Origin of the sequence: Brachybacterium sp. SGAir0954 (genome assembly GCF_005490785.1) — a bacterium.
GTDB classification, from domain to species: Bacteria; Actinomycetota; Actinomycetes; order Actinomycetales; family Dermabacteraceae; genus Brachybacterium; species Brachybacterium rhamnosum.
This window is the reverse complement of record NZ_CP027295.1, coordinates 2,745,940-2,765,811: the sequence shown is the minus strand read 5'-3', so window position 1 is coordinate 2,765,811 and position 19,872 is coordinate 2,745,940. Positions and strand designations below refer to the sequence as shown.

Here is a 19,872-nt window from a genome sequence, read left to right as displayed (position 1 = left end):
CCTGCCGGGCGGCCGCGTCCCAGCGTATCCCCCCTGGCCTGTGCATGCTCCGCGCTCTCACCCCGGCCCGGGGTCCACGAGCCCGCTGCGGTCGGCGGTGACGACGGCCTGGGTGCGGTCGCGGGCGCCGAGCTCGGCGAGCGCACCGGGGGACGGCGTCGTCACGCCCGCGGCGAACAGCACTGGCCCCTCCGGGATTCGCGCGTAGTCTCGATCCATCACCACCACGAATGGGGGAGGACCATGTTCGAACGGTTCACCGACCGGGCCCGCCGCGTCGTCGTCCTGGCACAGGACGAGGCTCGCCTGCTCAACCACAACTACATCGGCACCGAGCACATCCTGCTCGGCCTGATCCACGAGAACGAGGGCGTGGGCGCGAAGGCCCTCGAGGCCCTCGGCGTCACGCTCGACGCCGTCCGCGAGCAGGTGCGCGACATCATCGGTGAGGGCAACCAGACGCCGAGCGGGCACATCCCCTTCACGCCCCGGGCGAAGAAGGTGCTCGAGCTGTCCCTGCGCGAGGCGCTGCAGCTGGGCCACAACTACATCGGCACCGAGCACATCCTGCTGGGTCTGCTGCGCGAGGGTGAGGGAACGGCCGTCAAGGTCCTCTCCCGCCTGAAGGCCGAGCCCGCCGCCGTGCGCCAGGAGGTCATCGAGCGCCTCTCCGGCTACCAGGGCAAGGAGCCGGCCGCCGCCGGTGGCCCCGCCGAGGGTCAGCCCGCCGGTTCGCTCGTGCTGGACCAGTTCGGCCGCAACCTCACCCAGGCCGCGCGCGAGGGCAACCTCGACCCGGTGATCGGGCGCGAGCACGAGGCCGAGCGCGTCATGCAGGTGCTCAGCCGTCGCACCAAGAACAACCCGGTGCTGATCGGTGAGCCGGGCGTCGGCAAGAGCGCCGTCGTCGAGGGCCTCGCCCAGTCGATCGTCGCCGGGGACGTCCCCGAGACGCTCAAGGACAAGCAGCTCTACACGCTCGACCTCGGCTCCCTCGTGGCGGGCTCCCGCTACCGCGGCGACTTCGAGGAGCGTCTGAAGAAGGTGCTCAAGGAGATCCGCACGCGCGGCGACATCATCCTGTTCATCGACGAGATCCACACCCTCGTCGGTGCCGGTGCCGCCGAGGGCGCGATCGACGCGGCCAGCATCCTCAAGCCGATGCTCGCCCGCGGCGAGCTGCAGACCATCGGTGCGACCACGCTCGAGGAGTACCGCAAGCACATCGAGAAGGACGCGGCCCTCGAGCGCCGCTTCCAGCCGATCACCGTCGACGAGCCCTCGATCGTCCACACCATCGAGATCCTCAAGGGCCTGCGGGACCGCTACGAGGCGCACCACAAGGTGACCATCACCGACAGCGCCCTCGTCGCCGCCGCGAACCTCGCGGACCGCTACGTCAACGACCGCTTCCTCCCGGACAAGGCGATCGACCTGATCGACGAGGCAGGCGCGCGCCTGCGCATCCGCCGTCTCACCGCCCCGCCGGAGCTCAAGGCCTTCGACACCCGCATCGAGGAGACGCGGAAGAAGAAGGAGGAGGCGATCGACGGGCAGGACTTCGAGCTCGCCGCGAGCCTCCGCGACGAGGAGCAGAAGCTCAAGACCGAGCGCGACGAGAAGGAGAAGGCCTGGCGTCACGGCGAGTCCGACGCCGTCACGACCGTCTCCGAGGAGGTCATCGCCGAGGTCCTCGCGGCCTCGACCGGCATCCCGATCGTCAAGCTCACCGAGGAGGAGTCCTCGCGGCTGCTCCACATGGAGGACGAGCTGCACAAGCGCGTCATCGGTCAGGACGAGGCCATCAAGGCGCTGTCCCAGGCGATCCGCCGCACGCGTGCGGGTCTGAAGGATCCCAAGCGCCCCGGCGGCTCGTTCATCTTCGCCGGCCCCACGGGCGTCGGCAAGACGGAGCTGGCCAAGGCCCTCGCCGAGTTCCTCTTCGGCGACGAGGACTCCCTCATCCAGCTGGACATGTCCGAGTTCGGCGAGAAGCACACGGCCTCGCGCCTGTTCGGCTCGCCCCCCGGGTACGTCGGCTACGACGAGGGCGGCCAGCTCACCGAGAAGGTGCGCCGCAAGCCGTTCAGCGTGGTGCTGTTCGACGAGGTGGAGAAGGCCCACGTGGACATCTTCAACTCGCTCCTGCAGATCCTCGAGGACGGCCGCCTCACCGACTCGCAGGGCCGGGTGGTCGACTTCAAGAACACCGTCATCATCATGACCACCAACCTGGGCACCCGCGACATCGCCAAGGGCGTGTCGATGGGCTTCCAGGCCGGCGGCGACCTGTCCACGGACTACGAGCGGATGAAGTCGAAGGTCCACGAGGAGCTCAAGCAGCACTTCAAGCCCGAGTTCCTCAACCGTGTCGACGACGTGGTCGTGTTCCCGCAGCTCTCGCAGTCGGAGATCGTCGAGATCGTGGACCTCATGGTCGCGAAGCTCGAGACCCGCCTCGAGGAGAAGGAGATGAGCCTCGCGCTCACCGCGCCGGCGAAGGCCCTCCTCGCGGAGAAGGGCTACGACCCGGTGCTGGGCGCCCGGCCGCTGCGCCGCACCATCCAGCGGGACATCGAGGACGTGCTGTCCGAGAAGATCCTCTTCGGCCAGGTGCGGGTGGGCGACGAGATCGTCGTCGACGCGCAGGGCGAGGGGCTCCTCGGGGAGCTCACCTTCTCCCGTCGCGGTGAGGACGGCTCCCTCGAGCCGATCAGCGACACCATCGACGTGGAGCGGATGACCGAGGCGCGGTCGGACGAGGTCGCGCATCCGGACGCCGACGGGCGCACGGACGCGGAGTCCTCCGACAGCGCAGAGGCCAACGCCTCCTGATCGCCGCGGGCCGGTCCCCACCCTCCGGGGCGGGGGCCGGCCCGTCCTCAATCCGGGCACGCGCCCGGGGAAGCGAGCGGCAGCCCGTGCAGCACTTCCTGGACCAGGTGCTCCACCTCTCGGGAATCCTCGAGGAGTGGATCCTCGGCGTCGCCGACGCCTGGTGGGTGCACCTGATGGTGTACCTCTTCGCCGCGTTCGACGGCTTCTTCCCGTCCGTGCCCAGCGAGTCGACGATCGTCACGCTCTCCTCGCTGTGGGCCTCCTCGGGCCGCCCGTCGATCATCCTCGTGGGCCTGGCCGCCTGGCTCGGCGCCTGGACCGGTGACAACCTCGGCTACCTGCTGGGGCGGACCATCGGCTGGCAGCGCTTCCGCTTCCTGCGCGAGGGCAAGGGCCGCCGGGCGGTCGAGGCCGCCGATCGCGGCCTGCAGCGGCGCGCGCTGATCTTCCTCATGACGGCGCGCTACATCCCCTTCGGCCGCACCGCCGTGAACCTCGTGGCCGGGGCCGTGCGCTACCCGCACCGCGAGTTCTGGCCGCGCTCGCTGCTCTCGACCTTCGTGTGGGCCGTGTACTCGTGCGCGATCGGCTCCCTCGCGGGCGCCTGGTTCGAGGACAACCACCTGCTCGCGATCACCGTCGCGCTCATCGCCGCGGTGGTCCTCGCGCTCGTCGTCGAGCGCGTCATCAACGCCGTCCACCGGGTGCTCGACCGGCGCGCCGACCGTCGCGCCGCCGAGGAGGGCGCCGCCGGGGCCGACGCTGCCGGCTCCACGTCCGAGGGAACCGCCGGAGCCGGCACCGATGCCGATACCGCGTCCGAAGGCGACCGCACCGGCCACCTCGTCGCCCCCGGCGCCGAACCGACCTCGTCCCCCGAGGAGACCCGCCCGTGACCATCTCGATCCGCCTCGCCCTGCCGGCCGACGTCCGCGGCATCAACGCGCTCGTCGAGCCGCTCGCCCACAGCGGGATCCTGCTGGGCAAGGATCTCGTCTCCTTCTACGAGGCGGTCCAGGAGTTCCTGGTCGCCGTCGACGAGGACGGGACGGTCGTCGGCTGCGGTGCGCTCCACGTCATGTGGGAGGACCTCGCCGAGGTGCGCACCCTCGCCGTGAGCGACGCCCTGCGCGGCACCGGCACGGGCCACCGGATGCTCGAGGCGCTGCTGCAGCGCGCCCGGGACCTGGGCTTGTCCCGCGTGTTCTGCCTGACCTTCGAGACGGAGTTCTTCTCCCGCCACGGCTTCGAGGAGATGGAGGAGGTCGTGGACCCCGAGCTGTACAGCCAGCTGCTGCGCTCCCCGGACGAGGGCATCGCCGAGTTCCTCGACCTCGCCCGCGTCAAGCCCAACACCCTCGGCAACACCCGGATGATCGTCCACCTCTGAGGCGCGGTGCACGTCCCCGCGCAGGGTCAGGCGCTCAGGGCAGCCGGACCTGCTCGTCTTCGCGCACCGCGAGGCCGTCGGCGAGCAGGGAGGCCAGGCAGCGTGCGACGCGGGCAGGGTCGGCGGGATCGAGCGCGTCGAGCGCCGGGACGGCGACGACGCCGTGCTCCCGCAGCTGCGCCATGATCAGGCCGCGCATCTCGCGGTCGGTGCCGGCGAAGGACTGGGTGCGGCGGGCCCCGGGCTCGGGCTCGGGCTTCCCCGCGGCGACCCAGGCGCAGGAATGCGCGGCGAGCGGGCACTGCTCGCAGCGCGGTGAGCGGGCGGTGCACACGAGCGCCCCGAGCTCCATGACGGCCTGGTTCCAGCGCACGGAGCGGGGGACGTCCTCGGGGACCGAGGCGGTGATCCGGGCACGCTCGGCGGCGGTGTAGGAGCGTGCAGGGAGCGGGTCGCCCTGCACGGCGCGGGCGATCACCCGGCGCACGTTGGTGTCCGCGACGACGGCACGATCGTGATGGGCGAAGGCGGTGACGGCCGCCGCGGTGTACTCGCCGATCCCGGGCAGGGCGCGCAGGGCGTCCTCCCCGCGGGGCACCACGCCGTCGTGCTCGCGGACGATCGCACGGGCGCAGTCCTGGAGGCGCAGCGCGCGGCGGGGATAGCCGAGCCGGTCCCACGCGCGCAGCACGTCGGCGGTCGGCGCGGCGGCGAGGTCCGCCGGGGTGGGCCAGCGCGTCATCCAGTCGATCCAGCGGGGGAGGACCCGCACGACCGGGGTCTGCTGGAGCATGATCTCGGAGACGAGGATGCCCCAGGCGCCGGCCTCCGGGAGACGCCACGGGAGCTCTCGTGCGGACTGCTCGTACCAGGCGAGGACGGCGTCGACCGCACCGGTCGTGAGCGGGGCGGGGGTCTCGGGCACCTCGGGACCGTACACCGCTGCGGCCCCCGCACGCACGACGGCGGGGCGGGACCGTGAGGTCCCGCCCCGCCGTGGGGGTCGGTCCGCGGAGCGGACCTGGCCGATCGCGTCGATCAGGCCTGGGGGTTCGAGTTCGTGCGCAGGGCGTCACGGATCTCGGTGAGGAGGACGATGTCCTCGGGAGCCGCCTCGGCCTCGACGGGCTTGTTGCGGTTCGCGAACTCGCGCGCCTTGGTCATCGGCATCACGAACACGAAGTAGACGACCGCGGCCGTGATGAGGAAGGTGATGATCGCGGAGATCAGCGCGCCGACGTTGACGAACGTGGCCTCGTTGCCCGGGCGGACCATGAAGCCCAGACCGATGCTGTCCGCGCCGCCGGCGGCCGCGACGATCGGGTTGATGATGTAGGTGACGAAGCCGGTCACGAGCGCGGTGAAGGCGCCGCCGATGACCACGCCGACGGCGAGATCGATGACGTTGCCCTGCATCACGAAGTCCTTGAAGCCCTTCATGGGTCTCATCCTTTGCTGGGGGAGGGGACGGGAATATCGGTGGGGACTCTAGCCGACGACCGAGACCGTCAACCATCCGCCACGCTGCGCGGCGGCGAGGTCGTCGGACTCCTCCCGTCCCACCGCCACGAGCAGCTCGACCGTGCCGGCGTCCGCGGCCCCCGCGATCGCCGCCCCTCCAGGTGACCCGTCGGTCACCTCGACCACCCGCGCGGGGACACGTCGGGCGAGCCCGCTCTCGGGATCCGGCGCGAGGATCTCGAGCGTCGTGCCGGTCGCCAGATGCGCGGCCAGCGCGGCCGGCGCGTCGACGACCATGAGCGCCTCGCCGCTCCCGGGGCCGGCGTCCCCGCCCCCGCGCATGAGCGCAGGGTGGAGCGTCGTGCCCGCGGGGATCGCGAGGGCGGTGCGGCTGCCCAGCAACGCGGCCGGGTCGGAGACGGCTCCCGGCGGCACGAGCTGATCCGCGACGCGCACGGTGGTGAGATCCGCCGAGGTCAGGGGCTGCGCCGGATCGAGATCCCGGGCCGCGACCACGACCTCCGTGCCGCGCGCGCCCGGCGGGACCACGGCCGCGGCGATGCCGGGCAGCGCGGTCGCGGTGAGCGCCGCGGCGAGCAGCAGCAGGAGCAGGCGGCGCCGGCGGCGCAGAGCACGGCGCCAGAGCGGGAGACGGGCACGGATCCTCGGGAGCATGCCCGCACCGTAGGGCGGCGCGGGGCGCGCGATGGCCGCCCGTCGGCCCGCTGTGGACGGGGCGGTGGTGGGGAGGAGAGACCCTCACGCCCCTCGGCGCCGGTGGGCCGAGCCCGGGCTCGCTCGGATCAGGAGGAGGCGGCCTGCGAGGAGGACGAGGAGCTGCTCGAGCTCGCGGCGGCCGGCGCGGAGGTGCTGGGAGCGGGCGTGGCCGGAGCCGGGGTGCTCGAGGTGGAGCCGCTCTCCGAGGAGCTCGCGGGACCGGTGCTGGCGCCCGCGGACTTCGCATCGGTCGAGTAGAAGCCGGAGCCCTTGAAGACCACGCCCACGGAGTCGAAGACCTTGCGCAGCGCGTCCTGCGCGCACTCGGGGCACGTCACGAGGGAGTCCTCGGAGAAGGACTGGTACTTCTCGAAGCGGTGACCGCAGTTCTTGCAGGCGTAGACATAGGTGGGCACGCGGGATCCTCCGGGATGAGCTGGGGCCCCGGCCTCGGGGCCGGGTCGATTCTACGACCGCGACGTGCTCACGCCCCTGTGCCGTCCCCCACGCGTTCGAGACCCTCCGCCGTGAGCACCTCGGCGACGGGCCGGTCGAAGCCTTCCCGGGGCAGCGCGCCTGCGGCGAGGACCTCGGCCGGATGCACGACGGCGACTACACGGACCCCCGCCGCCGGGGCGAGCGCCCGGTCGTAGTACCCGCCGCCGTGCCCGAGCCGCGTCCCCGAGCGGTCCACCGCGAGCGCCGGGGCCAGCACGAGGTGCGCCGCGGCGAGCGCCCCCGCGCCGAGACGGTCCCCGGTGGGCTCCGCCCCGAAACCCCCCGCGGGGGAGGGGGTGAAGGCCGTCTCGTCCCCGTCCCAGAGGACCCAGTCGAGCTCCTCCCCGCCGGTCGCGACGGGGAAGAGGATCCCGGCGCCGGCATCCGCGAGAGCGAGGGCGAGCGGCATGACGTCCGCCTCGGTGGGGAGCGGGCGGAAGCAGGCGACGAGGACGGGCTCCCGGCCGGCTCGGGCGACGACCGCCGTGACCTCGGCGATGATGCCGGAGGCGCCCGCGAGGATCCGTGAGGCCTCCTCCTCGCGCCGCCGGGCGCCCTCCTCCCCGGCATAGCGTGCGCGGCGTGCACCGCGCAGTGCACGGCGCAGTCGCCGTTTGACCTCCTGCGGTGCGTCCTCGCCGCCCTCCGCGCCGTGCGTGGGCTCGCCCGTGCCCCTGTCGTCCACCATCGCGCCAGGGTGACACAGATCGCGTCTACGATGGCGCGATGGTGCACGTGTGGCCGCTGACCCTGCGCGACGAGGAGCTCGTCCTGCGTCCGCTGCGCCGTCGGGACCGCTTCGTCCACGAGGGCCTGCGCGCCCGCAACCACGAGTGGCTCCGTCCCTGGGACGCGACCGACCCCACCCGGCCCGGCCGCCCGCCGGGCTTCACGGCGCTGCGCCGATGGAGCGAGTCGCAGGCCCGGCAGGGGCTCGCCGTGCCGCTCGTCATCACGGTCGACGGTCGCCTGCTCGGGCAGATCACCGCGGGTCCGCTCCAGTACGGGGCGCTGCGCACCGCCGTGCTGGGCTACTGGATCGACCAGGGCGCCGCGGGCCGCGGCTATGTGCCGCGCGCCGCCGCGCTGCTCATGGACCACCTGTTCGTCGAGATGGCCATGCACCGGGTCGAGATGACCGTGCGCCCGGAGAACACGGCCAGCCTGCGCGTGGTCGAGAAGCTCCACCTGCGCGAGGAGGGGCTGCGGCGCGGCGCGATCCACGTCGACGGCGCCTGGCGGGACCACCTCGTCTTCGCGATGACCGCGGAGGAGGCCGGGGAGATCGGCGAGGAGCACGATCCCCGCGGCGGGAAGGGCATCCTCGCGCGCCTGCACCGCGAGCACCCGCCGCACGTGCGGCGCCTCGCCTGAGCGCGCCCGCAGCGCGCCGGCGGCGAGGGAGCGGGCGGCCGACGTCCCGTCCGGTCGATTCGATGCCCGACACGCCCAGCGCGTGACCAGCTGAATCACACGAGTGTCATTACGCTGGCCCTCGTGGAGTCCATCAACCTCGGCGCCGTCCTGTTCGCCCTCCTGCTGCTGCTGTGGGTGCTGTACGCCCTGCCGCGCACCGCCGGTCGCCGCGACGTGATGGGCCGAGCCCGCCGGACCGAGTCCGCTCCCGTCGACGCGAAGTCCCGTGACCTCTCCGCGGCCGTCCACTCCCGCCGTACGTCCCGTGAGGTGAGTCCCCCCATGAACCAGGACCGTCTGCTGCTGCGTCCCGCCGATCCCACCAGCCGCCCCCGCTTCGACGCGACGCCGGGGGAGCGGGTGGACCCGCTCGTCGAGGGCACCCGCCGCCGCGGCGCCATGAAGGCCGCGCTCGTGGGGCTGGCCGCCGCTGTGCTGGGCCTCACCGCGGGTGCCGTGCTCGGCGCGGTCCACTGGGTGCTGCCGCTGCTCGCCGCCCTGGTGCTCGCCGCGTACGTCGTGGGGCTGCGTCGTGCCGAGCTCGAGCGCCGCACCCTCGCCCGCCGCGCCGCCGCTCTCGCCCGCCTCGAGGAGTCCGATCGCGCCGAGGCCGCCGCCCGCGCGGCGCGGCCCGCGCCCGCCGCGTCGCGCCCCGCCCCGGAGCTCCCCGCGCGCACGCCCCTCGAGGACACCGCCGAGCGCGCCCAGGAGCACGTCTCCGCCCCCGGCGAGTGGACGCCGCGCCCCGTGCCCCGCCCCACCTACGCCCTGCGCGGCGAGGTCGAGGACCTCGCGAGCCGCCACGCCGCGCACCGCGAGTCCCTGCGAGCCTCGGTCGTGCCGCTCGAGCGCGACGGCGTCGAGGCGATCGAGGCGGCGGACGAGGTCACCACCGCCCCCGCGGTGGACCTGGGCCTGGACGAGGTCCTCGCCCGCCGTCGGGCCTGAGCCCGCCCCACCGCCCGGGTCACCCGATGACCGCCGCCGGCTCGCGGATCGCCGCGATCGCCCGCGCCCTCGACGAGGAGGGGTACCGCGAGCGGCCGATCGCCGTCCTCGACCTCGACGCCTTCGACGCGAACATCGAGGACCTCGCCCGCCGTGCGGGCGGCACCCCGATCCGCGTCGCCTCGAAGTCCCTGCGCGTGCGCGGCCTGCTCGAGCGGGCCCTCGCCCATCCGGCGACCCGCGGCGTGCTCGCCTTCACCCTGCCCGAGGCGCTCTGGCTCGTGCAGCGCGGGGTCGACGACGTGCTGCTCGCGTACCCGACGGCGGAGATCGGCGGGATCCGGCGCCTGTGCGCCCAGCCCGGCGCCCTCGAGGCCGTGACCCTCATGGTCGACGAGACAGCCCAGCTGGACCTGCTCGTCGCCGCGACGCGGGACCTCCGCCCCGGGCGGGACCGGCCACAGCTGCGCGTCGCGATCGAGCTCGACGTCTCCTACGCGCCCGCGCCCGGGCTGCGCTTCGGCGCCCACCGCTCCCCGGTGCGCACCGCCGCACAGGCCGCGGCCCTCGCCCGGGAGATCGCCGCCCGGCCCGCGCTTCGGCTCGTGGGCATGATGGCCTACGAGGGGCAGATCGCCGGGGTCACCGACACGGCCCGCGGCCCCTACGGAGCCGCCGTCCGCACGATGAAGCGGCTGTCGAGGCCCGATGTCGCCCGTCGGCGGGCCGAGGCGGTCGCGGCGGTGCGGGAGGTGGCCGATCTCGAGCTCGTCAACGGCGGCGGCACCGGCTCGCTCGAGTCCACCGCTGCGGAGCCCGCGGTCACCGAGGTCGCCGCCGGGTCCGGTCTCATCGGCCCCGGCCTGTTCGACGGCTACCGCGACTTCGCCCCGCGCCCCGCCCTCCATATCGGGCTGTCCGTGGTTCGTCGCCCCGCGAGGGAGGTCGCGACGCTGCTGGGCGGCGGGTGGGTGGCGAGCGGGCCGCCCGGCGCGGACCGCCTCCCCACGATCGCGCACCCTGCGGGCCTGCGCTTCGCCCCGCGGGAGGCCGCCGGAGAGGTGCAGACGCCCGTCCTCGGAACCGCCGCCGAGCGGCTCCGGGTGGGGGACACCGTGTGGCTGCGCCATGCGAAGGCCGGCGAGCCCGCCGAGCACATCAGCGGCTACGTGCTCGTGGCGGGGGCGGGCACCGACGCGGAGCCGATCCGCGTCGAGGGCTGGGTGCCCACCTACCGCGGCGAGGGCGCCGCGTTCCTGTGAGCCGCTGACCTCCCGACCGTCCCGGAGCGAAGGAGCCCCGCATGCGCATGCCGCCCGTCCCGAACGGCACCTGGAGCGGCGCCCACAGCTGGACCCCACAGCAGGTGCTCACGCCCGGGAGCGAGGAGGAGGTCCTCGACGCGATCGCCCTCGCCCGCACGCTCGGCACCGCGCTGCGGGTCGTGGGCGGCGGGCACTCCTTCACGCCGCTCGCCGCGACCGACGGCGTGCTCGTCTCCCTGGACCGGCACCGGGGCCTCGTCGCCGCGGATCCCACGACAGGCCTCGTGACCCTGCGCGGCGGCACCCGGCTGTGGGAGGTGGCCGGCCTCCTCGCACCCCACGGCCTCGCCCTCGAGATCATGGGCGACATCGACCGGCAGTCGATCGCCGGCGCGATCCAGACCGGCACCCACGGCACCGGCGCAGCCTTCACCGGCTTCTCCGGCACCGTGCGCGCGCTCCGCCTCGCCCTCGCCGACGGCTCCGTCGTCGAGACCTCCCCGCAGCGGGACCCGGACATGTTCCACGCCGCCCGCCTTGGCCTCGGCGCGATCGGGGTGGTGCTCGAGGTGACGCTGCAGTGCGTGCCCCGCTACCGGCTCGCGCTCACCGAGGCGACGCGCCCGCTCGCTGAGACCGTCGGCGGGTTCCTCGAGCAGTCCTCCGCCGTCGACCACCACGAGTTCTTCTGGTTCCCGCGCACCGACCGCGCGACCGTGCGCAGCAGCACGCGCCTGCCCGCCGACGCCCCCGTGCACCGCCCCGGCCGTGCCGCGGACCTCCTGCAGCGGGAGGTGCTCGGCAACGGCGCCTGGGAGCTGCTGTGCCGCGCGGCGAGCACGGTCCCGGCGCTCAGCCGGCCCGTCGGCGAGATCGCCTCCCGGGTCTTCGCCGGATCCCCGATGACGGACGACTCCGCCGCCGTCTACGCCGCCCCGCGCCGCGTGCGCTTCCACGAGTCGGAGTGGGCGATCCCCGCGGAGCGCTTCGAGGAGGCCTTCGCGGCACTGCGCCGCCGCTTCGAGGAGGAGCGCGTGCGGGTCACCTTCCCGCTCGAGATCCGCCGCGCCGCCGCGGACGACGTCTGGCTCTCCACCGCCCACGGCCGCGACACCGTCTACCTCGCCGCGCACCGCTACCACCGCGAGGACCCCGGCCCCTACCTCCTGCTCGTCCAGCGCACCCTCGCCCCCTTCGCCGCCCGGCCGCACTGGGGCAAGATGCACTGGCTCGGCGCGCGGGAGCTGCGCGCCCTCCACCCGCGCCTCGCGGACTTCACCGCCGTGCGCGCCGCGGCGGACCCGCAGGGCCTGCTCCTCACCCCCTACCTGCGCCACCTGCTGGGAGCCGGTTCCCCTCCCTGAGCTGGACTCGTAGGCTGGCGGTGATGAACGCCGAGACCTCCGCCCCCGTGCCCACCGTCCCCGCCGTGCCCGCTCCGCAGGAGCTGCTCGCGATCGCCGTCGCCGCCGCCCACGAGGCCGCCGAGTACATCCGCTCCCTGGACCGCGACCACCTCGCCCGCGAGTACAAGACGTCCAGCCACGACATCGTCACCGAGCACGACAAGCGCAGCGAGGAGATCATCGTCGCCTCCCTGCGCACGGCGCTGCCGGGCTGCCGGATCGTGGGGGAGGAGGGCGGCGAGCGCGCCGCCGCCCAGGCAGGCCCGGAGCAGGTCAGCTTCTACGTCGACCCGATCGACGGCACGAGCAACTTCGCCGCGGGGCTGCCGCTGTTCTGTGTCTCGATCGGCGTCGCCGTCGGCGCGGGGGAGCAGGAGCGCCTCGTCGCCGGGGTGATCGACGTGCCGATCCTCGAGCAGGTCTTCACCGCGGCCGACGGCCCCGCCGCGCTCAACGGCCGCGAGATCACGCCGCGCGCCACCCACGCCGCGGCGGACGCCCTGCTCGTCACCGGCTTCCCGAGCCAGCGCATCATCGCGGAGGAGCCGGAGGTCGCCGCCCGCGCCGCGACCGATCTGCACGTGGGCGTCTCCGCCGTGCGGCACCTGGGCTCCGCCGCGATCGAGCTCGCCTACGTCGCGGCCGGCTGGGCGGACGCCACCGGCCTCGGCTCCATCAACGCCTGGGACGTCGCCGCCGGCTTCCACATCCTCGAGCGCGCCGGCGGGTCCCTGCGCACCTGGCCCGCGCTCGGCGACGCCCGGCTCCCCGCGCACCACCAGCCCGCGTACGTCGCCTGCACCGGCCAGGAGCGGATCGAGGTCTTCGACCGCCTGCAGGACGAGCTGCAGGCGGCGCGCGAGGCACGGGCCGCCGGCGCTCCGGGCGCGCACGTGTGATCCTCGTCAACGGCGGCTGACCTGGTGTGCGAGCACCCTCCCGGCAGTGCTAACCTTTCCAGGTCGCTCGTTGACATGGGGCTATGGCGCAGTTGGTAGCGCGTCTCGTTCGCAATGAGAAGGTCGGGGGTTCGAATCCCCCTAGCTCCACAAAATTTCATGATTCGAAGGGCCCCGGTTCGCCGGGGCCCTTCGTCGTCCGGTTCTCCACTCCGCGTGCTCGTCCGCACCTCAAGATCACGTCCAGATCTTCTTCATTCCGCAGGCCCTCGGCGCGGGCGCCGGGTCCCGGGGCGCAGACTGATCCCATGAGCAGCACGTCCAACGCCGGTGGAGCGATGATCCTCGTCGTCGAGGACGAGGAGGCGCTGGCCGGTGTGGTCCGCTCCTACCTCCATCGAGCCGGTCATCGGACCGCGGAGGCGAGGACCGGGCCCGCGGCCGTGCTCGCCGCACGGGATCTCGGCCCGGACGTGATCGTCCTCGACCTGGGGCTGCCGGGTCTGGACGGACTGGAGGTGATCCGCAGGATCAGGGCGTTCTCCGACTGCTACGTGCTGATCACGACCGCGAGGGCTCAGGAGCCGGACCGTCTGGCGGGCCTCGCCGAGGGTGCCGATGACTACCTCGTCAAGCCGTTCAGCGTCCGTGAGCTCGTCGCCCGGGTCGATGCCGTGCTGAGGCGTCCCCGCGCCATCGACGGGACCGCACCTCCTGTGGCCCCCACGTTCGCGGTGGGAGGGCTCGAGATCGACGAGGCGGCTCAGCAGGTGCGCCTGGAGGGGAGGGAGCTCGCGCTGACCCCCACGGAGCGAGGGCTCCTCCTGACCCTGGCCCGGAGGCCGGCACAGGTCTTCACCCGCCGTCAGCTGCTGGAGTCCGTCTGGGGGGACACCTGGCTCGGGGACGATCACCTCGTCGACGTGCACATCGCGAACCTGCGACGGAAGCTCGACGAGTCGGCGGCCGCCCCTCGCTTCGTCACCACCGTCCGCGGGGTCGGCTATCGGATGGGGAAGGGGTGAGGTGATGGGCGCAGCTGATGCGGAGGGCGCGCGACCCGGTCGAGGACTGTCCTCGCGGCTCATGGCCGGCCAGCTCGTCGTGCTGCTCCTCGGGGCGGTTACGATCGTGGCGCTGACCGCGCTGATCGGGCCCATGGTCTTCCACCGGCACCTGCTCCAGACCGATCTCCCGGTGGACGGGGAGGACCTCGTCCACATCGAACGGGCCTACCGGGATGCGCTCGCCGTGTCGCTGGGCGTCGGTGGGGCCGTCTCCCTCCTGGCGGCGACGGTCGTCACCTGGAGCTGGGTGCGACGCCTGCGGCACAAGCTCGCCGTGCTCGGGAGGGCGGCCGAGCTCCTCTCCCGCGGGCACTACGGAACCCGGGTCCCCGCGCTGGGCGCGGGCGCGGAGCTGGATGCGTTGGCGGGGGCCCTGGACGACATGGCCGGACGGCTCGATGCGGTCGAGCGGAACCGTCGACGACTGCTCACCGACCTCGCCCATGAGCTCAGGACGCCGATCGCCACTCTCGTGGCCCATCACGAGGCGATCGCCGACGGGATCATCGAGCTCGAGGATGCCCTGCCCGTGCTCGAGGCCCAGACCGGTCGTCTCTCGCGACTGGCCGAAGACGTCGACGTGGTCTCCCGTGCCGAGGAAGGGCGGCTCCCTGTCGTCCGGAGGGCCACCGCCCTGGCGGGTCTCCTTGAGCTGTCGATCGCGGAATGGCAGGAGGCGTACGCGAGCTCCGCCGTGACGCTCCATCTCGAGCTCGCACCATCGGCGGAGGAGATCGACGTGGAGGTCGATCCCCAGCGGCTCACCCAGGTCCTGGGGAACCTGCTGGGCAACGCCCTGCGACACACGCCCCGCGGGGGTCACGTGGTCGTCGCGTGCTCCGTCGAGGGGGAGCATGTCGTGATCACCGTGTCCGACGACGGCGAAGGGTTCACCGCCGAGGATGGTGCGCACCTCTTCGAACGGTTCTACCGCGCCGACCACTCGCGCAGCCAGGAGTCGTCGGGGTCCGGGATCGGCCTGACGATCAGCCGATCGCTCGTCGAGGCCCATGGTGGTTCGCTCGACGCCGCGAGCGAGGGGCCCGGACGCGGCGCCGTCCTCACGATCAGGGTCCCCCGCGGGAGCGCCCGGGGCTGACAGGGACCTCCGCTGCCCTCCTCGCTAGCCGAGAGGGGCGACCTCGCTCTCGACGACCCATTTGTGATGCGTGATGCTCATGCCGTCGGCCTCGTAGTCGACCATGTACACCGTCTCGTCGGTGGAGCTGTCGATCGTTCCGTGAGCTCCCTCCATGCCGGGCATGTGGTCGGCGGAGATGACCACATCGGTGCCGTCGGCCACGGGGGCCGCCCCCGGGTCCTGGAGCTCCTCCTGCACCACCCAGCGGTGATCGGTCACGGGCTCGCCTCCGTCGGTGGGCGTGTAGCTGACCGCGTAGGCGGTCGTGTCGAAGGCGCCGGAGATCGTCGCTGTGGCGCCCGTCATCCCGTCCATGTGGTCCGCGGTGATCATCACCTGCGTGCCGACCGGGTAGGTGGGCTCCTGCGCCGCGGTGATCCCTGCGGGTGCCGGCCCGCCGTCCATCGGATGATCCATCCCTGCATGGGCTCCGTCGCTCGCCTCGCTGGACGCGTGGTCGCTGTGGGTGGAGCCGTTCGAGCATCCGGAGAGTGCGACGGCGGTGGCGAGGGTGATGGCCGTGAGACGGCCGAAGCTGCGGCGTGTGCGCATGGGGGGCTCCTGTTCGAGGTCGGTACGTCTTCAACCTAAGTCGCTCGGATCAAGGTCCCGTCAAGGCTCGAGAGCGGTGCCGGAGACCCTGTCCACGAGGAATGCACGAGTCCGGAAAAGTTCGAGGATCCTCTGGCGTGTCGGTCGTGGAGAGCGTTGGATCACAGGTGCGCCACCCCGACGAGAGCAAGGCGGCCCCATGACCGACGCCGATCTGACCTCCCCGTACGACCCGGGCGGGGGTTACGACCCGGACGGGGGCTATGACCCGGGCGGGGGTTACGACCCCGACGATGGCCATGACCCGGACGGCGGCATCGGCCTCGTCTGACCCTGCTCGACATCGCTGACGTGCGGTGCCCGCCCTCCCGGCGGGCGCCGCGGGTCGTTCAGGCTCCGTCGACCCAGGCCCGCAGCAGCGCGCGGTCGTCGTGCGGCAGCCGGCGCGTGCCCACGATCTGCTCGGTCTCGTCGCCCTTGCCGGCGACGAGCACAGTGTCCCCGGGGCGGGCCATCGCGAGCGCCGCTCGGATCGCATCGGCCCGGAAGGGCACCTCGATGCACTCCGGGCAGCCGGCGCGCACCTCGGCGCGGATCCGCGCGGGCGGCTCGCGGCGCGGGTTGTCGTCCGTGAGCACCACGAGGTCCGCGAGCTCCGCCGCGATCGCGCCCATCTCCGGTCGCTTGGAGCGGTCCCGCTCGCCGCCCGCGCCGACCACGAGCAGCACGCGCCCGGCGGTGCGCTCGCGCACGCTGCGCAGGGCCGCCCGCAGCGCGCCGGGGTTGTGCGCGGTGTCGACCATCGTGCGCACGCCCTCGCGCTCGCCGATCACCTCGAGCCGCCCCGGCGGCGGCGTCACCCCGGCGAGGCCCTCCACGACCGCGCCCGGGTCCCCGCCGAGGCCGATCACGGCGGTGGCCGCGAGCAGCAGGTTCGTCACCGCGACCGCGTGCACCGTGGGCAGCACGGCCTCCCACATCCCATCCCCGATCCGCAGCCGGCCGCGCAGCGAGCCCTCCTCCTCGACAGCGTCGAGCAGCTCCACGTCGCCGCCCGAGCCCACGGTCACCAGGTGCGCCCCGCGGCCGGAGACGGCCTCCGCGACGAGGTCCCCGTGGGCGCTGTCCGTCGCGACGACGGCGAGACCGTCCGGGCGCAGGTGCTCCGCGAACAGGCGCAGCTTCGCGGCGCGGTACGCCTCGAGCGAGCCGAGGGTGTCGAGGTGATCGCTCTCGATCCCGGTGCTCACGGCCACGTCCACGGTGACGCGGTCCAGCAGGCCGTCCTTGAGGATCCCGACGAATGCCTCGAGGGACACCGCCTCCGCCCCGTCGCGGGACTCCTCCGCGATGATCCCGGGCAGGTGGTCGGGCGACTTCTGGAAGCGGGTGGGCTCCCGCGTGCCGTCGACGTGGGCGACGCCGAGCGAGTCCACGCCGGCCGCCGCCCACCCCGCGGCGCGCATCAGCTGCACCGTCGCGCTCACGACGCTGGTCTTTCCGTTGGTGCCGGTCACCGCGCTGATCCTCGGTGCTCCTGGCATGATCTCCACCCCTCGCAGCATGTGCCGCCCCCTGCCGTCGTCGAACGGGCCGGGGCGCCGACGCAAGCCGTCCCGGCCCCATCCCATCACGGCCTCGCGGAGGGCGGGAGCCCCCGGGCGGTCCCGTCGTCGCCGGGGCGGTGCGTCGGGATCGCGGTGTACAGGCCCGCGGGTCGCTCGAGCTCGCTCATGAGCAGCAGGTCCTTGCGCGGCCCCGTCACCTGCCAGGTGAGGGTCCAGCGATCCTCGCCCGGCAGCTCGAGCCGGCCCCGGTAGACGTCCTCGCCGCACAGGTGCACGAGCGGCGAGCGCGCCTGCCAGCGGTGGAAGGGCGAACCGTCCGGCAGATGCACCGTCCAGCCGTCGTCCCCGCGCAGGATCCGCAGGGTGCGGGAGACGGGGCTGCGGCGGCCGTCCCCGCGCCGCAGCTCGCCGCTCTCCGACCAGCGCACCTCGCCGGGTCCGCACAGCTCCAGCAGCGCCGTGCCCCGCACGCTCATCCGCTCGCCGGCGGCCCGGTCCTCGATGCGCCGGGTCAGGTCCCAGGCGCCGAGGAGCTGCGTCGGCTCGGGGGTGCGGTCGGACCCGTGCATCCGCTCACCGGCCCCCGCCGAGCGGCGCCGCGAAGAAGTCCCGCTCGTGCCGCACCGAGACCAGGAAGGCGGTGCGCATCGCGGCGCGCACCTCGCTGCTCGCCCGTGCCGCGCAGGCCGTGACCAGCTCGATCGCGCGCAGCGTCTCCGCGTGGAAGTCCGGGCCGCCGTAGGTCGCGAGCCAGTCGCCGTAGGGATGCCCGGCGGTCCCGGCCCGGGAGAGCCGGGCGCCCACGTCGTCGTAGATCCAGAAGCAGGGGAGCAGGGCCGCCGCGAGCTCCTCGTAGCGGCCGCGCGCCGCGAGGGCCAGGAGGTGGTCCACGTAGGCGCGGGTGGTCGCATCGGGCTGGGCCGCGAAGAGCTCCTCGGGGCCCAGGCGTCCCGCGTGCAGCTCGGTCTCCGCGGCGATCGCGCCCTGGGCGGCCCCGGCCCAGAAGGCCTGCTCCTCGGCGGAGGGGGCGAGGGTCGAGGCGGCGGCGAGGGCCCGCGAGTACTCCTGGAGGTAGAGGGCGTCCTGGGCGAGGTAGCGGTGGAACGCGGGGCGCGGGAGGGTGCCGTCGGCGAGGCCGCGCACCATGGGCAGCGCGTCGATCTGCGTGCGCAGCTCGGCGGCCGCCTCCCACCACTCCTCGGCGATCGTCGCCGCGGACGGGGCATGGGTGCCGGCCGCCTCCCACAGCGCCGCGAAGTGGGAGACCGGCCCGCTGCCGCGCCCCGCCTCGAGGGAGTCCGCGGCGGCGATCGCTCCGGCGAGCCAGTCCTTCGCCCCGCGCACGGCGCCGGCCCAGTCCTCGCCGCGTCCGCGGAGGGTCGCGATCGCGGAGGAGAGCGAGCAGCCGGTGCCGTGCGTGTTCCGCGTCGCGATCCGCGCGCCGGGCAGCTCGGCGAGCACCCCCTCGGGGCCGACGAGGGCGTCGGGGGAGTCCGGTCCGCTCAGGTGACCGCCCTTGGCGAGCACGAGCACCGCGTGGCGGGCGGCGAGCTCCTGCGCCTGGGCGAGGGCCTGCTCCCAGGTGCTCGCCTCGGGCTGCTCGGCGAGCACGGCGAGCTCGGGGAGGTTCGGGGTGACGAGGTGGGCATGGCGGAGCATGTCCCGCAGCGCCTGCTCGGCGGAGTCGTCGAGCAGGCGGTCTCCGCTCGCGGCGACCATGACCGGGTCGAGCACCACCACCGGGGGTCGCACGTCGTCCAGCCAGGCGGTGACCGTGTCGATGATCGTGCCGTCGAAGAGCATGCCGATCTTCACGGCGTCGATCGTGACGTCCTCGCTCACCGCCCGGAGCTGCGCGTCGAGGAAGGCGGGCGGCGGCACGTGGACCTCGCGCACGCCGCGGGTGTTCTGGGCGACGAGCGCGGTCGTCGCGGCCATGCCGTAGCCGCCGTTCGCGGCGATCGACTTGAGATCCGCCTGGATGCCGGCGCCGCCCGTGGGGTCGGTGCCGGCGATGCTGAGGACGCGGGGGACGGGGCGGCTCATCGGGCGTCCTCCCAGGCGCGGCGCAGCTCCGCCGCCGCGTCGAAGGGGGAGGGGGAGGAGCAGATCGCGGAGACGACGGCCGCGCCGTCGAGCCCCGCGCGGCGCAGGGCGGGGAGGTCCGCGGCACTGATCCCGCCGATCGCGACGGCGGGCAGGGCGGTCGCGGCGGCGACGGCGGCGACGCCCTCGACCCCGATCACGGCGGGGGCGTCCGCCTTCGTGGTGGTGCCGTGCACGGCACCGATGCCGAGGTGGTCGGCACCGGCGGCCTCGGCCTCGCGGGCCATGGCGGCGGTCTGCGCGGAGACGCCGATGACGGCGCCCGGCCCGAGGAGCCGGCGCACCAGATGCGCGGGGAGGTCCGACTGGCCGACGTGCACCCCGGCGAGGCGCACCCCGGTCTCGCGGGCGGCGAGGACCACGTCGACGCGGTCGTCGACGATGATCGCGACCGACGGGGGCAGCGTCTCCGCGAGGGCAGCGCAGAAGGCGAGCGTGTCCCGGGTGGGGAGCTGCTTGTCGCGCACCTGGACGGCGGTGACGCCGCCGGCGACGGCGTCGCGCACGGCGGTGACGGGGTCGTGGCCGGCCCGCTCGAGCTGCGGGCGGTCCACGACGAGGTAGAGGGAGAGGTCGACCTCAGGAGGGGTGCTCATCGTG

The 19,872-nt window shown here is 73.9% G+C and carries 22 protein-coding genes and 1 tRNA gene; 12 read left to right on the top strand and 11 right to left on the bottom strand.

What is annotated here, in order from left to right; genetic code table 11:
• Positions 1–57: 57 nt before the first annotated feature.
• Positions 58–183: a hypothetical protein gene (locus C1N80_RS15915; RefSeq protein WP_255430879.1), complete on the bottom strand. Its 126-nt coding sequence runs from the start codon at positions 181–183 to the stop codon at positions 58–60.
• Positions 184–243: 60 nt separating this feature from the next.
• On the opposite strand from C1N80_RS15915, the gene C1N80_RS12435 reads away from it, so the two are divergent.
• From C1N80_RS12435 to C1N80_RS12425, 3 genes are all read left to right on the top strand, one after another.
• Complete coding sequence (locus tag C1N80_RS12435) at positions 244–2,835, top strand: ATP-dependent Clp protease ATP-binding subunit (RefSeq protein ID WP_137771052.1); 2,592 nt, start codon at positions 244–246, stop codon at positions 2,833–2,835.
• An 86-nt stretch (positions 2,836–2,921) separates the two neighbouring features.
• Positions 2,922–3,734, top strand: coding sequence for a DedA family protein (locus C1N80_RS12430; RefSeq protein ID WP_137771051.1), 813 nt, complete (start codon positions 2,922–2,924; stop codon positions 3,732–3,734).
• Positions 3,731–4,228, top strand: a complete 498-nt coding sequence (locus C1N80_RS12425) for an amino-acid N-acetyltransferase (protein WP_103384780.1) — start codon at positions 3,731–3,733, stop codon at positions 4,226–4,228. The genes C1N80_RS12430 and C1N80_RS12425 overlap by 4 nt, the downstream gene beginning before the upstream one ends.
• A gap of 34 nt (positions 4,229–4,262) precedes the next feature.
• On the opposite strand, the gene C1N80_RS12420 is transcribed toward C1N80_RS12425, so the two are convergent.
• The 5 genes from C1N80_RS12420 to C1N80_RS12400 all read right to left on the bottom strand — a co-directional run bounded on the left by C1N80_RS12420 (position 4,263) and on the right by C1N80_RS12400 (position 7,592).
• Positions 4,263–5,153 (bottom strand): A/G-specific adenine glycosylase, encoded by an 891-nt coding sequence (locus C1N80_RS12420; protein WP_240811120.1) that lies wholly within the window; start codon positions 5,151–5,153, stop codon positions 4,263–4,265.
• 113 nt (positions 5,154–5,266) lie between these two features.
• On the bottom strand, positions 5,267–5,668 hold the full coding sequence (gene mscL / locus C1N80_RS12415; RefSeq protein WP_137771049.1) for a large conductance mechanosensitive channel protein MscL: 402 nt from the start codon (positions 5,666–5,668) through the stop codon (positions 5,267–5,269).
• Positions 5,669–5,716: 48 nt separating this feature from the next.
• Entirely contained in the window at positions 5,717–6,364 is a 648-nt protein-coding gene (locus C1N80_RS12410) for an SAF domain-containing protein (protein ID WP_137771048.1), read from the bottom strand.
• Positions 6,365–6,492: 128 nt separating this feature from the next.
• A complete protein-coding gene (locus tag C1N80_RS12405) occupies positions 6,493–6,822 on the bottom strand; it encodes an FmdB family zinc ribbon protein (protein ID WP_137771047.1) in 330 nt (109 codons plus the stop codon).
• 68 nt (positions 6,823–6,890) lie between these two features.
• On the bottom strand, positions 6,891–7,592 hold the full coding sequence (locus tag C1N80_RS12400; protein WP_137771046.1) for a 5-formyltetrahydrofolate cyclo-ligase: 702 nt from the start codon (positions 7,590–7,592) through the stop codon (positions 6,891–6,893).
• A gap of 38 nt (positions 7,593–7,630) precedes the next feature.
• Here C1N80_RS12400 and C1N80_RS12395 point away from each other — a divergent pair, with 38 nt between their 5' ends.
• The 8 genes from C1N80_RS12395 to C1N80_RS12360 all read left to right on the top strand — a co-directional run bounded on the left by C1N80_RS12395 (position 7,631) and on the right by C1N80_RS12360 (position 15,004).
• Positions 7,631–8,278: a GNAT family N-acetyltransferase gene (locus C1N80_RS12395; RefSeq protein ID WP_137771045.1), complete on the top strand. Its 648-nt coding sequence runs from the start codon at positions 7,631–7,633 to the stop codon at positions 8,276–8,278.
• A 123-nt stretch (positions 8,279–8,401) separates the two neighbouring features.
• Positions 8,402–9,268, top strand: a complete 867-nt coding sequence (locus C1N80_RS12390; protein WP_137771044.1) for a hypothetical protein — start codon at positions 8,402–8,404, stop codon at positions 9,266–9,268.
• A gap of 26 nt (positions 9,269–9,294) precedes the next feature.
• Positions 9,295–10,530: an alanine racemase gene (locus tag C1N80_RS12385; protein ID WP_137771043.1), complete on the top strand. Its 1,236-nt coding sequence runs from the start codon at positions 9,295–9,297 to the stop codon at positions 10,528–10,530.
• A gap of 41 nt (positions 10,531–10,571) precedes the next feature.
• Positions 10,572–11,897: a D-arabinono-1,4-lactone oxidase gene (locus tag C1N80_RS12380; RefSeq protein WP_137771042.1), complete on the top strand. Its 1,326-nt coding sequence runs from the start codon at positions 10,572–10,574 to the stop codon at positions 11,895–11,897.
• Between the two features lie 23 nt (positions 11,898–11,920).
• Positions 11,921–12,838, top strand: a complete 918-nt coding sequence (locus tag C1N80_RS12375) for an inositol monophosphatase family protein (protein WP_137771041.1) — start codon at positions 11,921–11,923, stop codon at positions 12,836–12,838.
• Positions 12,839–12,915: 77 nt separating this feature from the next.
• Positions 12,916–12,988: transfer RNA gene (locus C1N80_RS12370), tRNA-Ala, on the top strand.
• Between the two features lie 158 nt (positions 12,989–13,146).
• Positions 13,147–13,863 (top strand): response regulator transcription factor, encoded by a 717-nt coding sequence (locus C1N80_RS12365; protein ID WP_137771040.1) that lies wholly within the window; start codon positions 13,147–13,149, stop codon positions 13,861–13,863.
• 4 nt (positions 13,864–13,867) lie between these two features.
• Positions 13,868–15,004 carry a cell wall metabolism sensor histidine kinase WalK gene (locus tag C1N80_RS12360; RefSeq protein WP_240811119.1) on the top strand — a complete coding sequence of 379 codons (1,137 nt, stop codon included), beginning with the start codon at positions 13,868–13,870 and terminating at the stop codon, positions 15,002–15,004.
• A gap of 24 nt (positions 15,005–15,028) precedes the next feature.
• Here the strand turns inward: C1N80_RS12360 and C1N80_RS12355 are convergent, their stop codons facing one another.
• Positions 15,029–15,598, bottom strand: a complete 570-nt coding sequence (locus tag C1N80_RS12355) for a DUF1541 domain-containing protein (RefSeq protein ID WP_137771039.1) — start codon at positions 15,596–15,598, stop codon at positions 15,029–15,031.
• Between the two features lie 199 nt (positions 15,599–15,797).
• Here C1N80_RS12355 and C1N80_RS15910 point away from each other — a divergent pair, with 199 nt between their 5' ends.
• Positions 15,798–15,929 (top strand): hypothetical protein, encoded by a 132-nt coding sequence (locus C1N80_RS15910; protein WP_255430878.1) that lies wholly within the window; start codon positions 15,798–15,800, stop codon positions 15,927–15,929.
• A 58-nt stretch (positions 15,930–15,987) separates the two neighbouring features.
• On the opposite strand, the gene C1N80_RS12350 is transcribed toward C1N80_RS15910, so the two are convergent.
• The 4 genes from C1N80_RS12350 to thiE form a co-directional block, all read right to left on the bottom strand.
• Positions 15,988–17,115: a Mur ligase family protein gene (locus tag C1N80_RS12350; protein WP_168198106.1), complete on the bottom strand. Its 1,128-nt coding sequence runs from the start codon at positions 17,113–17,115 to the stop codon at positions 15,988–15,990.
• 113 nt (positions 17,116–17,228) lie between these two features.
• Positions 17,229–17,735, bottom strand: a complete 507-nt coding sequence (locus tag C1N80_RS12345; protein WP_137771037.1) for a DUF6314 family protein — start codon at positions 17,733–17,735, stop codon at positions 17,229–17,231.
• A 4-nt stretch (positions 17,736–17,739) separates the two neighbouring features.
• Entirely contained in the window at positions 17,740–19,212 is a 1,473-nt protein-coding gene (locus tag C1N80_RS12340; RefSeq protein WP_137771036.1) for a bifunctional hydroxymethylpyrimidine kinase/phosphomethylpyrimidine kinase, read from the bottom strand.
• Positions 19,209–19,868, bottom strand: a complete 660-nt coding sequence (gene thiE / locus C1N80_RS12335) for a thiamine phosphate synthase (protein ID WP_137771035.1) — start codon at positions 19,866–19,868, stop codon at positions 19,209–19,211. The genes C1N80_RS12340 and thiE overlap by 4 nt, the downstream gene beginning before the upstream one ends.
• Positions 19,869–19,872 lie beyond the last annotated feature (4 nt).

Excerpts from the sequence above, each read along its gene's own strand:
- C1N80_RS12435 (WP_137771052.1), top strand. The coding sequence starts at position 244 with ATGTTCGAACGGTTCACCGACCGGGCCCGCCGCGTCGTCGTCCTGGCA.
- mscL (WP_137771049.1), bottom strand. The coding sequence starts at position 5,668 with ATGAAGGGCTTCAAGGACTTCGTGATGCAGGGCAACGTCATCGATCTC.
- C1N80_RS12410 (WP_137771048.1), bottom strand. The coding sequence starts at position 6,364 with ATGCTCCCGAGGATCCGTGCCCGTCTCCCGCTCTGGCGCCGTGCTCTG.
- C1N80_RS12400 (WP_137771046.1), bottom strand. The coding sequence starts at position 7,592 with ATGGTGGACGACAGGGGCACGGGCGAGCCCACGCACGGCGCGGAGGGC.
- C1N80_RS12395 (WP_137771045.1), top strand. The coding sequence starts at position 7,631 with ATGGTGCACGTGTGGCCGCTGACCCTGCGCGACGAGGAGCTCGTCCTG.
- C1N80_RS12385 (WP_137771043.1), top strand. The coding sequence starts at position 9,295 with ATGACCGCCGCCGGCTCGCGGATCGCCGCGATCGCCCGCGCCCTCGAC.
- C1N80_RS12380 (WP_137771042.1), top strand. The coding sequence starts at position 10,572 with ATGCGCATGCCGCCCGTCCCGAACGGCACCTGGAGCGGCGCCCACAGC.
- C1N80_RS12375 (WP_137771041.1), top strand. The coding sequence starts at position 11,921 with ATGAACGCCGAGACCTCCGCCCCCGTGCCCACCGTCCCCGCCGTGCCC.
- C1N80_RS12365 (WP_137771040.1), top strand. The coding sequence starts at position 13,147 with ATGAGCAGCACGTCCAACGCCGGTGGAGCGATGATCCTCGTCGTCGAG.
- C1N80_RS12360 (WP_240811119.1), top strand. The coding sequence starts at position 13,868 with ATGGGCGCAGCTGATGCGGAGGGCGCGCGACCCGGTCGAGGACTGTCC.
- C1N80_RS12355 (WP_137771039.1), bottom strand. The coding sequence starts at position 15,598 with ATGCGCACACGCCGCAGCTTCGGCCGTCTCACGGCCATCACCCTCGCC.
- C1N80_RS15910 (WP_255430878.1), top strand. The coding sequence starts at position 15,798 with ATGACCGACGCCGATCTGACCTCCCCGTACGACCCGGGCGGGGGTTAC.
- C1N80_RS12345 (WP_137771037.1), bottom strand. The coding sequence starts at position 17,735 with ATGCACGGGTCCGACCGCACCCCCGAGCCGACGCAGCTCCTCGGCGCC.
- C1N80_RS12340 (WP_137771036.1), bottom strand. The coding sequence starts at position 19,212 with ATGAGCCGCCCCGTCCCCCGCGTCCTCAGCATCGCCGGCACCGACCCC.
- thiE (WP_137771035.1), bottom strand. The coding sequence starts at position 19,868 with ATGAGCACCCCTCCTGAGGTCGACCTCTCCCTCTACCTCGTCGTGGAC.